Source organism: Neisseria sp. P0022.S010 (assembly GCF_051956635.1).
The window spans coordinates 1-287 of sequence record NZ_JBQCXF010000966.1 but is presented as its reverse complement, the minus strand read 5'-3'; the positions used below and the strand labels follow the sequence as shown (position 1 = coordinate 287).

The 287-nt window shown below is 57.8% G+C and carries 1 protein-coding gene; it reads left to right on the top strand.

What is annotated here, in order from left to right; genetic code table 11:
• Nucleotides 1-287 (top strand): hypothetical protein (locus ACTHUT_RS22360; protein ID WP_440420005.1); only part of this gene is annotated, 287 nt, incomplete at both ends.

Genomic DNA, 287 nt, shown 5'->3' with positions numbered 1-287 from the left:
GGCAGCCAACTGTTTGCGACCAACCAAAACGTCGCCAACAACGCCGCCAACATCGCCAAAGGTCTGAATATTGCCGCCGACAACGGCAGCGACGACAACGTCCAACTGGGCGAAACCGTTGCCTACCGCAGCAGCGACCGCAACATCGTCACCACCGTGTCCGACAACCAGATTGACTTCAAACTGGCCAAAGACATCACCGTCGACAGCGTTACCGCAGGCGACAGCAAACTGAATTCAGACGGCCTCACCATCACAGGCGGCCCGAGTGTGACCAAAGCAGGCAT